Source organism: Pseudomonas sp. 22072 (genome assembly GCF_052046095.1).
GTDB lineage: Bacteria > Pseudomonadota > Gammaproteobacteria > Pseudomonadales > Pseudomonadaceae > Aquipseudomonas > Aquipseudomonas paracarnis.
The window spans coordinates 436,178-447,015 of record NZ_JBQEQE010000001.1 but is presented as its reverse complement, the minus strand read 5'-3'; the positions used below and the strand labels follow the sequence as shown (position 1 = coordinate 447,015).

11 protein-coding genes are annotated in these 10,838 nt (G+C 61.3%); 5 read left to right on the top strand and 6 right to left on the bottom strand.

Features of this window, described 5'->3' with window-relative positions; genetic code table 11:
• Window positions 1-43: 43 nt before the first annotated feature.
• On the bottom strand, window positions 44-709 hold the full coding sequence (locus ACTJLA_RS02060) for a fumarylacetoacetate hydrolase family protein (RefSeq protein WP_034128983.1): 666 nt from the start codon (window positions 707-709) through the stop codon (window positions 44-46).
• A 22-nt stretch (window positions 710-731) separates the two neighbouring features.
• Window positions 732-2,126, bottom strand: a complete 1,395-nt coding sequence (locus ACTJLA_RS02055; protein ID WP_005792341.1) for an FAD-binding oxidoreductase — start codon at window positions 2,124-2,126, stop codon at window positions 732-734.
• Window positions 2,127-2,331: 205 nt separating this feature from the next.
• Between ACTJLA_RS02055 and serA the strand changes: the two genes are divergently transcribed.
• On the top strand, window positions 2,332-3,561 hold the full coding sequence (gene serA / locus ACTJLA_RS02050) for a phosphoglycerate dehydrogenase (RefSeq protein WP_003195214.1): 1,230 nt from the start codon (window positions 2,332-2,334) through the stop codon (window positions 3,559-3,561).
• A 67-nt stretch (window positions 3,562-3,628) separates the two neighbouring features.
• Here the strand turns inward: serA and ACTJLA_RS02045 are convergent, their stop codons facing one another.
• Window positions 3,629-4,069 (bottom strand): DUF4399 domain-containing protein, encoded by a 441-nt coding sequence (locus ACTJLA_RS02045; protein WP_034128985.1) that lies wholly within the window; start codon window positions 4,067-4,069, stop codon window positions 3,629-3,631.
• A 134-nt stretch (window positions 4,070-4,203) separates the two neighbouring features.
• Between ACTJLA_RS02045 and ACTJLA_RS02040 the strand changes: the two genes are divergently transcribed.
• A complete protein-coding gene (locus ACTJLA_RS02040; RefSeq protein ID WP_032902259.1) occupies window positions 4,204-4,677 on the top strand; it encodes a transporter substrate-binding domain-containing protein in 474 nt (157 codons plus the stop codon).
• A 48-nt stretch (window positions 4,678-4,725) separates the two neighbouring features.
• Here the strand turns inward: ACTJLA_RS02040 and ACTJLA_RS02035 are convergent, their stop codons facing one another.
• Both ACTJLA_RS02035 and ACTJLA_RS02030 read right to left on the bottom strand, forming a co-directional pair.
• Window positions 4,726-5,208: a DUF523 domain-containing protein gene (locus tag ACTJLA_RS02035; protein ID WP_127880382.1), complete on the bottom strand. Its 483-nt coding sequence runs from the start codon at window positions 5,206-5,208 to the stop codon at window positions 4,726-4,728.
• Window positions 5,209-5,210: 2 nt separating this feature from the next.
• Window positions 5,211-5,843 carry a 2OG-Fe(II) oxygenase gene (locus tag ACTJLA_RS02030; RefSeq protein ID WP_003195222.1) on the bottom strand — a complete coding sequence of 211 codons (633 nt, stop codon included), beginning with the start codon at window positions 5,841-5,843 and terminating at the stop codon, window positions 5,211-5,213.
• A gap of 131 nt (window positions 5,844-5,974) precedes the next feature.
• Here ACTJLA_RS02030 and ACTJLA_RS02025 point away from each other — a divergent pair, with 131 nt between their 5' ends.
• The gene (locus ACTJLA_RS02025; protein ID WP_003195224.1) at window positions 5,975-6,727 is read left to right on the top strand and encodes a DUF2059 domain-containing protein; all 753 of its coding nucleotides are present in this window, start codon (window positions 5,975-5,977) and stop codon (window positions 6,725-6,727) included.
• A 62-nt stretch (window positions 6,728-6,789) separates the two neighbouring features.
• On the opposite strand, the gene ACTJLA_RS02020 is transcribed toward ACTJLA_RS02025, so the two are convergent.
• Window positions 6,790-7,731: an alpha/beta hydrolase gene (locus ACTJLA_RS02020; RefSeq protein ID WP_259038951.1), complete on the bottom strand. Its 942-nt coding sequence runs from the start codon at window positions 7,729-7,731 to the stop codon at window positions 6,790-6,792.
• A 98-nt stretch (window positions 7,732-7,829) separates the two neighbouring features.
• On the opposite strand from ACTJLA_RS02020, the gene ACTJLA_RS02015 reads away from it, so the two are divergent.
• Window positions 7,830-8,405, top strand: coding sequence for a DUF6436 domain-containing protein (locus tag ACTJLA_RS02015; protein WP_054917051.1), 576 nt, complete (start codon window positions 7,830-7,832; stop codon window positions 8,403-8,405).
• A 26-nt stretch (window positions 8,406-8,431) separates the two neighbouring features.
• Window positions 8,432-10,786 (top strand): penicillin acylase family protein, encoded by a 2,355-nt coding sequence (locus tag ACTJLA_RS02010; protein ID WP_089041497.1) that lies wholly within the window; start codon window positions 8,432-8,434, stop codon window positions 10,784-10,786.
• Window positions 10,787-10,838: the final 52 nt, after the last annotated feature.

The window sequence follows — 10,838 nt, the reverse complement described above, 5'->3', positions numbered from 1 at the left end:
GGGCAAGCCCGCTCCCACAGTTTAATTGCAGTTTGGCAGTGATTTAGCGCACAACGCTTTCGAAGCGATTGACACCCGCCAGCTCCAACACCACTTCATCCCCCACATTCAACGGGCCAACGCCCGCCGGGGTGCCGGTCAGGATCACGTCGCCCGCTTGGAGGGAGAAGCAACCCGCCATGTACTGAATCATCGGCACAATCGGGTTGAGCATCTGCGCGCTGTTGCCGTCCTGGCGCACTTCACCGTTGATGCTCAGGCGAATGCCGATATCGGTCACGTCTGCAAAGGTACTGCTGACCACGAAGGGGGCAATCACCGCCGCGCCATCGAAAGACTTGGCGATTTCCCACGGCAGGCCCTTGGCTTTGAGCTCGGCCTGTTTGTCGCGCAGGGTCAGGTCCAGGGCCGGGGCGAAGCCCGAGATGGCGTCCAGCACTTCTTCCCGGCTCGGTTTGGCGGACAAAGGCTTGCCGATCAATACGGCGATTTCCGCTTCGTAGTGCACCGAACCACGCTCGGTCGGAATGGCAAAACCGCCTTCCAACGGCACCACGCAGCTGCCCGGCTTGATGAACAGCAGTGGCTCGGTAGGCACCGGGTTGTCCAGTTCCTTGGCGTGTTCGGCGTAGTTACGCCCGATGCACACAACTTTACCCACCGGGAAGTGGATGTTGGTGCCGTCGACATACTTGTGCTGGTAGCTCATGGAACGACTCCTTCAGGTGCGGTTAAACAGCGAAGATCTTGCCGGGGTTCATGATCCCGTTAGGGTCGAACACGGCTTTGACGGCCTTCATGTATTCGATTTCAACCGGTGAACGGCTGTAGGTCAGGTAATCGCGCTTGGTCATGCCCACGCCGTGCTCGGCGGAGATCGAGCCGTTGTACTTGGCGACGGTCTCGAATACCCACTTGTTCACGGTGGCGCACTTGGCAAAGAACTCGTCTTTGCTCAGGTTTTCCGGCTTGAGGATGTTCAGGTGCAGGTTGCCGTCACCGATATGGCCGAACCAGACGATTTCGAAGTCCGGGTAGTGTTCACCGACGATCGCGTCAATTTCGCTCAGGAACGCTGGCACTTTCGACACGGTCACCGAGATGTCGTTCTTGTACGGCGTCCAGTGGGAAATGGTTTCGGAGATGTACTCGCGCAGTTTCCACAGGTTGTGCAGTTGGGTTTCGCTCTGGCTCATCACGCCATCCAGCACCCAGCCCTGCTCCACGCAATGTTCGAAAGTTTCCAGAGCGTGGTTGGCGACTTCTTCGGTGGTGGCTTCAAATTCCAGCAACGCGTAGAACGGGCACTCGGTTTCGAACGGCGCCGGCACGTCGCCACGGCCAAGGACTTTGGCCAGGGCCTTGTCCGAGAAGAATTCGAAGGCGGTCAGGTCTAGCTTGCTCTGGAAGGCGTGCAGCACCGGCATGATCGAATCGAAATCAGTCGTGCCGAGCACCATCGCCGTGAGGTTCTTTGGCGCACGGTCCAGGCGCATGGTGGCTTCGACCACAAAGCCCAGGGTGCCCTCAGCGCCGATAAACAGCTGGCGCATGTCGTAGCCGGTGGCGTTCTTGATCAGGTCGCGGTTCAGCTCCAGCACATCGCCTTTGCCGGTGACGACCTTCATGCCGGCCACCCAGTTGCGGGTCATACCGTAGCGAATCACTTTGATCCCGCCGGCATTGGTGCCGATATTGCCGCCAATCTGACTGGAACCGGACGAGGCGAAGTCCACCGGATAATACAGGCCGTTTTCTTCTGCGACGTTCTGCAGTTGCTTGGTGACCACACCCGGCTGGCACACGGCGGTGCGGTCGGTGAGGTTCACGTCGAGGATCTGGTTCATATAGTCGAACGACACCACCACTTCGCCGTTGGCGGCAACGGCAGCAGCCGACAAGCCCGTGCGCCCGCCCGATGGCACCAGCGCCACCTTGTGCTCATTGGCCCACCGCACGATGGCCTGCACCTGCTCGGTGGTCTTGGGGAACACGATGGCGCTAGGTGCGGGAGCGAAGTGCTTGGTCCAATCCTTGCCGTAAGCCTCCAGGGAGTCGGCGTCGGTCAGCACTTTGCCGGGCTCAACCAGGGTCTTTAGCTCATCAATCAGGGCAGGATGGGTCATCGACAGAACTCTCGAACAATTCATGGTCATCCTGAGAACGCTTCACGTCGCAGGAATAGGTGTTTAGCGGGGTGCGTATGCTAGCATACCGCCCCCGCAGGACAGACCCAAAGGGCGTTTCTGCGGTGACGGCTTTCCTGCCGTCCGGGTCAGCTTGCGCTGCTCGACTCCCTGCCAATTTTCTCCGGGATACAGGTTTACGCAGATGAGCAAGACTTCTCTCGATAAGAGCAAGATCAAGTTCCTTCTTCTGGAAGGCGTCCACCCATCGGCTGTCGACGTTCTGAAAGCCGCCGGGTACACCAGCATTGAGTACATCACCAGTTCTCTGCCGGAAGCCCAGCTCAAGGAAAAGATCGCCGACGCGCACTTTATCGGCATTCGCTCCCGCACTCAGCTGACCGAAGAGATCTTCGACCACGCCAAGAAACTCGTGGCTGTCGGCTGTTTCTGCATCGGCACCAACCAGGTCGACCTCAATGCAGCGCGCGAGCGCGGCATCGCGGTGTTCAATGCACCGTACTCCAACACCCGTTCCGTAGCGGAGCTGGTGCTGGCCGAGGCCATCCTGCTGCTGCGCGGTATCCCTGAGAAGAACGCTTCCTGCCACCGTGGCGGCTGGATCAAGAGCGCGGCCAACTCCTTCGAAATCCGCGGCAAGAAGCTGGGTATCGTCGGCTACGGCTCGATCGGCACGCAACTGTCGGTGTTGGCTGAAGGCCTGGGCATGCAGGTGTTCTTCTACGACACCCTGACCAAGCTGCCATTGGGCAACGCCACCCAAGTGGCCAGCCTGACCGAGCTGCTGGGCATGTCCGACATCGTCACCCTGCACGTTCCGGAAACGGCCGAGACCCAGTGGATGATCGGTGAGAAGGAAATCCGCGCGATCAAGAAAGGCGGGATTCTGATCAACGCCGCTCGCGGCACCGTGGTCGAGCTGGATGCCCTGGCCGACGCGATCAAGGACAAGCACCTGATCGGCGCTGCCATCGACGTGTTCCCGGTGGAGCCGCGCTCCAACGATGACATCTTCGAAAGCCCGCTGCGTGGCCTGGACAACGTGATCCTGACCCCGCACATCGGCGGCTCCACCGCTGAAGCCCAAGCCAACATCGGCCTGGAAGTCTCGGAAAAACTGGTCAAGTACAGCGACAACGGTACCTCGGTATCGTCGGTCAACTTCCCGGAAGTGGCCCTGCCGGCTCACCCGGGCAAGCACCGCCTGCTGCACATCCACCAGAACATCCCTGGCGTGATGATGGAGATCAACAAGGTCTTCGCGGAAAACGGCATCAACATCTCCGGTCAGTTCCTGCAGACCAACGAGAAGGTCGGCTACGTGGTGATCGACGTCGACGCCGAGTACTCGGACCTGGCGCAAGAGAAGCTGCAGCACATCAACGGCACTATTCGTAGCCGCGTGTTGTTCTAAGGCTTCAAGCGCTGGATAAAAAATGGGAGACCCGCAGGGGTCTCCCATTTTTTTGCCCGAATAACGCTTATTTGACGTTAACGGTGATCACTTTCGAGGCGACTGTGGGTTCGAACTGGCGATGCACGTTGTCGCCGGCCACCAGTTGCAGGGTGTGCTTGCCTGGCGTCAGGGTCAGCTCGGTTTCGGTCTGCGCCTTGCCGAAGTGAATCGAGGTAGGCGTGGCCGGGATCGCCTCATTGGCGTTGAGCGACTCCACCTTCTGGTCTACCAACAGATGGTGGTGCCCGGCGTTAGGCACTTGCTTGTCGATCGGTTCCAGGTCCAGCTTCTTGACGCCGAATTTGACGGTGAAGGTTTTATCAACGGTGGCGCCATCTTTCGGCGAGACGATGAACACTTCGGCACCTTCAGGCGCAGGCGTACGAGGAAGGTCTGCGGCACTGGCCAACATCGAGGTACCCAGCAAAAGGCTGGCAATCGTTGCACGGGACAAAAGGGCTTTCATTCGCTTCTCCATTTTTTCGGTGAAATCTGTAGGGTTATGACAACTTCGCGATAAATTGCGGTCCAAGGCACCCGACACCATAACAAAACGTTGCTGAACGGCGCCTCGCCTGTACGAATTCTTTAGGAGTGACCATGCGCTTTTCGCCTGGCCTGTTGCTGTTGCTTCCTCTTCTGAGCCCCTTGGCTCATGCCGAACTGATTGACGACGTAAACGATCGCGGTGAACTGCGCATAGCCCTGGAAGCCAATACCCCGCCGTACAATTTCAAAGAGGGCGACAAACTCGCAGGCTTTGAAGTGGAGCTGGGTGAACTGCTGGCCAAGGAAATGGAGGTGCGCTCCTCGTTTATCACCACCGATAACGCGGACCTGCTTTCCGGTGTGGAAACCGGCAAGTACGACGTGGCCATTAACCATATGGCTATGACTGCCGAGCTTGAGGATCGTTTCGATTTCAGTGAGCCTTATCACCAGAAGCCGGCACTGGCGATCCCGTTCCAGAAGGGCAACCCGGCGTTCAAGACCAGTTTGAACGGGGCGTTGAAGCGGGTTAAGGACGATGGCCGGTTGAAGGCGCTGGCGCAGAAATGGCTCAAGGTGCAATAAATGTGGGAGCTGGCAAGCCAGCTCCCACATTTGATCTGTTTAAGCTTCTTAAAGCTGCGTGAGGGCCGCCGCCGCCTCAGGCAACTGCAACTCACTGAACACCTGCACACCATGGCGCTTGAGCAGCGCCGCCGTGACGCCTTCGCCACTGACCTTCACCCCGCTGAAGGTGCCGTCATAGGTCAACAGATTGCCGCAGGATGGGCTGTTGGCCTTGAGAATGGCGATGCGGATGTGATGGCGTTGCACCAGCGCCAAGGCTTGGCGGGCACCGTCGAGAAAGGCGCTGGTGAAGTCTTCGCCCTCGGCCGTCAGCACCTGGGCGCGGCCTTCCCACACGTCGATGCCCTGCCCGCCTGGGATTTCGGCCGATGGCCGCGGTGTGGGCAAGCCGCCCGCCACTTCCGGGCAGATGGCAACCACGCGGCCTTCAGCTTGCCACGCTGCCAGTGGGTCGAATGGGCCGCTGGCCCCGCCGTCGTAGCGCACCTTGTGCCCGAGCAGGCAGCGGCTGACCAGAATCTTTTCCATGTTTAAAACGGCTCGTTGCCCCGCCGGCGAAACCAGCCCGTCAAGGACAGGCGTTCGCGCGTAGCGGGCAGGACTTCGTGAGGCACCTCGCCCGACAGGAATACCACCAGGCAGCCCCCGGTGGGCACCACGTCGTATTCGACACCGCCCTTGAGGTACATGCGCAGTTGGCCGCCATGCTCGGGCAGCCAGGCGTCGTTCAAGTAGATCACCGCCGAGACCATGCGCCGGTCATCGTCGCGAAAACGGTCTACATGCTTGAGGTAAAACGCGCCCGGCGGATACATCGCGAAGTGGCTTTCGAAATCTTCCAGGCCCAGGAACAGGCTGCGATTCATCGCCAGGCGCAGGCCGTCCATCACGCCCATGTAGGTATCGCAGATAGGCGCGTCCCCCTCCTCCAACCACTGGATATGGTCACCGCGAATGCCCTCGCGAATCTCCTGGGCCGGCCCACGACCTACCGCTGCGGGCGCCAGTTCACCTTGTGCCGCACGTTTACGGCACTCAGCCGCCAGCTCCAGGGTCAGAGCCTGGGGCAGGAAGCCATTTTGCTGCGACCAGCCTTTTTCGGCCAGGTCGTCGACGATGCGTTGCAGCAGCGGGTGATCGAGGGGTATTTGCATGGCGCGCATAGTATCCATACGCCTGAAAATCCGACAGCGCCGTTGAGCGTCTGAATACACTTTAGTCAGGTGACTGATAGGACTTCTCGACAAATCCTACGCCCGACACGGACAATAGTGGCCGACTGACAGGAGTCCTTATGCGTCGTTTGTTTTTTTCTGTGTTGATGTTCTGCGTTTTGCCCGCCTGGGCAGACGGCCATGACCAGTTGTACAAGGTCGCCGGCTGGGCCGAACAACGTGCGCACTTCAATGACGCCCTCAGTGCCGCCCAGCAGCGCTACCGCAATAGCCTGCCGCCGGTGGTGTACCAGGCGCTGGTGGACAACAGTAATAAACGCTTTGCCGCCCAGGCCATGGACCAGCGTGCCGAGGCGCAATTGCGCAAGCACTTGCCCGACCCGAAACCTGCCCTGGCGTTTTTCCAATCGCCCCTGGGCCGCAAGATCGTCGCCGCCGAGTTGCTGGCCACGCGCCGCGACCAACTGGCAAAAAACGCCCAGGGTCTGCCTAAACTTGAAGCCGATGCCACCCGCAGCCTGATCATCGGCCACTTGGCCCAGGCCCTGCCCGCCCGCGAGGCCGGCGCCGAGGTCAGCCTGGCGATTGCTGGCGTGGCGGCCGACAGCTTGAGCCAGATGATCCCAGGCCTGCTCGGCGGCGGTCAGGCGCAAGGAATGTTGAATGGCCAGCGCGAGCGGTTGATGCAGCAGATCGACAAGGATTTGAACAATACCCTGCTGTATGTCTATCGGGATTTGTCCGACCCGGAGCTGGAAGAGTTCGCCACCTTTGCCGAGTCGCCGGAGGGCAAGGCGTATTACCAGGCCGCCCTTGCAGCCATTCGCGCAGGGCTTGCCGTTGGTCAAAGCACCTCAAGCCTGACGCAGTAAACCCTGTCGGAGCTGGCTTGCCTGCGATTGCGATGNAAGCCAGCTCCCACATTTGGACTGCGTTATCTCAGGTGATCCGTGAGGAAGTTAAAATATGCTTCGCGAATCTGCGGAATTTCATTGGCCAAGTGATGCCGCCCCTGCTTGAGCATCAACACCTCAGGCCGGTCGAACTTACCTCGCAACACCTGCAAATTGTGCTGCCAGTCCACCGTCATATCTTCCTCACCCTGCACGATCACCGGGCGCCGGGGGCTGCGTGGTGCGGCTTCGATGCGTTTGATCCAGCGCGCCAGCGACCCCACCCAGGCGGTAGGCAATTGGCGAGGCTGCAGCGGGTCGGCTTCCAGGAACGGCTTGAACGCAGGGTCGTTGGAGTTATCGCTGAAACGCCGGGCGATGCCTTTGACGAACGGGCGCAGCAGGTAATAGCTGACCTGCGACCAACCCCAGGCACGCGGCCGCACCAACGGCGACAGCAGGAAGGTCTTGCCCTGGGCCGGGCTTTGGGCGCCGTGGTTGAGCAGATGGTCCACCACGATGGCGCCGCCGGTGCTTTGCCCGAACAGGTGCCAGGGTTGCGGCAATTGCAACGCCTTGGCCTCGACGAACAAGGCCTGCACCACGCTCTGGTACACCGCAAAGTCATCGATGCTGGCGCGTGCGCCGCTGGACAAGCCATGGCCAGGCAGGTCGCAGGCGATCACCACGAAGTCCTGGTCCAACGCCCAATCCACCACATGGCGATACAGCCCCATGTGATCGTAGAAACCGTGGAACAGGAACATCGTCGCCACTGGCGCTGGCGGCCACCAGACCTGGGCCACCACCTCGAACCCATCCACCTGCAAGCGCCCCAGGCGGCTCACCGCCGGCACCTGACGTGCGGCCAGGTCGAGCCCGTAGAAACGCTGGTAAACCCTCGCCTCGGCTGACAGCGGCTGCGCATCCACCAGGGGGCGCAAGCTTTCGCGCAGATGATCAGGGTCAAAGGTGACGGGCATAAAGGCTTCCAGACTTGCGGTGAAGATGAATATCGAGCTGCGATATTCATCTGTCAGGACAAGCATGGCAAGCTACGCGACCTGCGAGGATACATCCAATGCGACCGCCCTACCGTAACGCCCTGTTCGCCAGCCTGATCCTGGTTATCTGCGCCGGGGTGCTGTGGGCGGCCTATGACTGGTTCCAGGGCCGCTACCTGCGCGCCTTCAGCGAACACACCGCGGTATTTTCCGGCGATGCGCTGCAACTGCCCGCCGCTCTCAGCGGCCCTGGCCCGATTCGCCTGGTGCACTTCTGGGACCCGGCCTGCCCGTGCAATGTCGGTAACCAGCAACACCTGGGCGAGTTGATCGAGCAGTACGCGCCCCAAGGGGTGGAGTTCTATGCCCTGCAAAAACCCGGCAGCCACGGCCAGTTGCCCGAGAACCTGCGCCATCTGAAAGTCCTCGATGCCCTGCCCGGCGCGGACCAGATCCCCGCCAGCCCGGCCGTGGGCATTTGGGACCCCACCGGCAAGCTGGCGTATTTCGGCCCCTACAGCGAAGGCCTGACGTGCAACGCCAGCAACAGTTTTATCGAGCCAATTCTCAAGGCCCTCGGAGCCGGACGCGAAGTGAATGCCACTCACACCCTCGCGGTAGGCTGCTATTGTTCGTGGCCTAAGGATCTGTAGTCCGTCCACTTTGGTAAGGAATGTTCATGAAGCGCGTCTTGCAGGTTTTTGCGGTGCTGATTGTGCTGGTCGCCCTGGGCGTCGGTTGGTACGTCTACAGCAAACAACCCACGCGCCAGGGCACGGTGACGCTGGCGCACCTGCAAGGCTCGGTCACGGTGCGCTACGACGACCGTGGCGTACCGCATATCCGCGCCGAAAACGAAGCCGACCTGTACCGCGCCCTGGGCTATGTGCATGCCCAGGACCGCCTGTTCCAGATGGAGATCATGCGGCGCCTGGCCCGTGGCGAACTGGCCGAGGTGCTGGGGCCCAAGCTGCTGGAGACCGACAAACTGTTTCGCAGCCTGCGCATTCGCGAGCGTGCCTTGAGCTATGTGGAGCACATGGACCCTGGCTCAGCCTCGTCCAAGGCCCTGCAAGCCTACCTGGACGGGATCAACCAGTATCAGGACAGCCACGCCAGCCCCATGGAATTCGATGTGCTGGGCATCGCCAAGCGCCCGTTTACCGCCGAAGACAGCATCAGCGTCGCCGGGTACATGGCCTACAGCTTTGCCGCAGCCTTTCGTACCGAGCCGGTACTGACCTACGTGCGCGACCGGCTGGGCAGCGCCTACTTGAACGTCTTCGATCTCGACTGGCAACCCAAGGGCGCCCTCAACCTGGCGGCCAGCGATTGGCAGACGCTTGGCGCCATCGCCGCCCTGAGCGAAAAGGCCCTGGCCGACAACGGCCTGCCGCAGTTCGAAGGCAGCAATGCCTGGGCCGTCAGCGGCAGCCATACCCAAAGCGGCAAACCGTTGCTGGCGGGTGACCCACATATCCGTTTCTCGGTGCCTTCGGTCTGGTACGAGGCGCAGCTGTCGGCGCCAGGCTTCGAGTTGTACGGCTACCACAACGCGCTGGTACCGGTGGCGTTCCTGGGGCACAACCTGGACTTCGGCTGGAGCCTGACCATGTTCCAGAACGACGACCTCGACCTGGTCGCCGAGAAGGTCAACCCGGACAACCCCAACCAGGTTTGGTATCACGGCCAATGGGTGGACATGAGCAGCAGCGAGCAGCAGATCCAGGTCAAGGGCCAGGCGCCGGTAACCCTCACCCTGCGCCGTTCGCCCCACGGCCCGATCATCAACGACGTGCTCGGTGAGAACGCCGGCAGCACACCGATTGCCATGTGGTGGGCGTTCCTGGACAGTGAAAACCCGATCCTCGATGGCTTCTATCAGCTCAACCGTGCCGACACCCTGGCCAAGGCACGTGCCGCAGCCGCCAAGGTGTCGGCGCCAGGCCTGAACATCGTGTGGGCCAATGCCAAAGGCGATATCGGCTGGTGGGCGGCAGCGCAGTTGCCGATCCGCCCGGCCGGCGTCAACCCGGCGTTCATCCTCGACGGTAGCACTGCCCAGGCCGACAAGCTGGGTTTCTACCCCTTCAGTGCCAACCCCCAGGAAGAAAACCCGCCGCGCGGCTATGTGGTGTCCGCCAATGCCCAGCCGGCATCGCCCACCGGCATGCCGATCCCCGGTTATTACAACTTGGCTGACCGCGGCCAGCAGTTGAACGCGCAGTTGAGCGACACAAGCGTGAAGTGGGATGTGACCAACAGCCAGGCCCTGCAACTGGGCACCACCACCGCCTACGGCCCACGCCTGCTGGCACCGCTGTTGCCGGTGCTGCGCGAGGTGGTCAAGGACCCGGCGCAACTCAAACTGGTGGAGCAGCTTGCCAACTGGAAGGGTGACTACCCGCTGGACTCCACCAATGCCACGCTGTTCAACCAGTTGCTGTTCAACCTCAGCGACGCAACCTTTCACCCCAAACTCGGCGATGCCTTGTTCAAGACCCTGCTCGGCACCCGCGTGATCGACGCCGCATTGCCCCGCCTGGCCGCGTCGGCAGACTCGCCCTGGTGGAACGGCAATCGGGCCGACACCGTCAAGCTCGCCTGGGACAATAGCCTGGCCCACCTCAAGGCTACGTTCGGCGATGACCCGGCACAGTGGCAGTGGGGCAAGGCGCACACCCTGACCCACGGCCACCCGCTGGGCCTGCAAAAACCGCTGGATAAAATCTTCAACGTCGGCCCCTTCCCGGCACCGGGCAGCCACGAAGTGCCGAACAACCAGACCGCCCCGATTGGCCCGGCGCCGTGGCCTGTGACCTACGGCCCGTCGACACGGCGCCTGATCGACTTCGCCGACCCGGCCCACGCCCTCACCATCAACCCGGTGGGGCAAAGCGGTGTGCCCTTTGATACGCACTATGGCGACCAGGCGCAGAGCTATATCGAGGGCAGGTATGAGCAGGCGCACTTCAGTGAGGAGGAAGTGACGGCCAATACCCGCGGCACCTTGAAACTGCTACCCGCCCGATGATCGTTCCCACGCTCCGCGTGGGAATGCAGCCATGGACGCTCCGCGTCCGCCC

Excerpts from the sequence above, each read along its gene's own strand:
- ACTJLA_RS02060 (WP_034128983.1), bottom strand. The coding sequence starts at position 709 with ATGAGCTACCAGCACAAGTATGTCGACGGCACCAACATCCACTTCCCG.
- ACTJLA_RS02055 (WP_005792341.1), bottom strand. The coding sequence starts at position 2,126 with ATGACCCATCCTGCCCTGATTGATGAGCTAAAGACCCTGGTTGAGCCC.
- serA (WP_003195214.1), top strand. The coding sequence starts at position 2,332 with ATGAGCAAGACTTCTCTCGATAAGAGCAAGATCAAGTTCCTTCTTCTG.
- ACTJLA_RS02045 (WP_034128985.1), bottom strand. The coding sequence starts at position 4,069 with ATGAAAGCCCTTTTGTCCCGTGCAACGATTGCCAGCCTTTTGCTGGGT.
- ACTJLA_RS02040 (WP_032902259.1), top strand. The coding sequence starts at position 4,204 with ATGCGCTTTTCGCCTGGCCTGTTGCTGTTGCTTCCTCTTCTGAGCCCC.
- ACTJLA_RS02035 (WP_127880382.1), bottom strand. The coding sequence starts at position 5,208 with ATGGAAAAGATTCTGGTCAGCCGCTGCCTGCTCGGGCACAAGGTGCGC.
- ACTJLA_RS02030 (WP_003195222.1), bottom strand. The coding sequence starts at position 5,843 with ATGCGCGCCATGCAAATACCCCTCGATCACCCGCTGCTGCAACGCATC.
- ACTJLA_RS02025 (WP_003195224.1), top strand. The coding sequence starts at position 5,975 with ATGCGTCGTTTGTTTTTTTCTGTGTTGATGTTCTGCGTTTTGCCCGCC.
- ACTJLA_RS02020 (WP_259038951.1), bottom strand. The coding sequence starts at position 7,731 with ATGCCCGTCACCTTTGACCCTGATCATCTGCGCGAAAGCTTGCGCCCC.
- ACTJLA_RS02015 (WP_054917051.1), top strand. The coding sequence starts at position 7,830 with ATGCGACCGCCCTACCGTAACGCCCTGTTCGCCAGCCTGATCCTGGTT.
- ACTJLA_RS02010 (WP_089041497.1), top strand. The coding sequence starts at position 8,432 with ATGAAGCGCGTCTTGCAGGTTTTTGCGGTGCTGATTGTGCTGGTCGCC.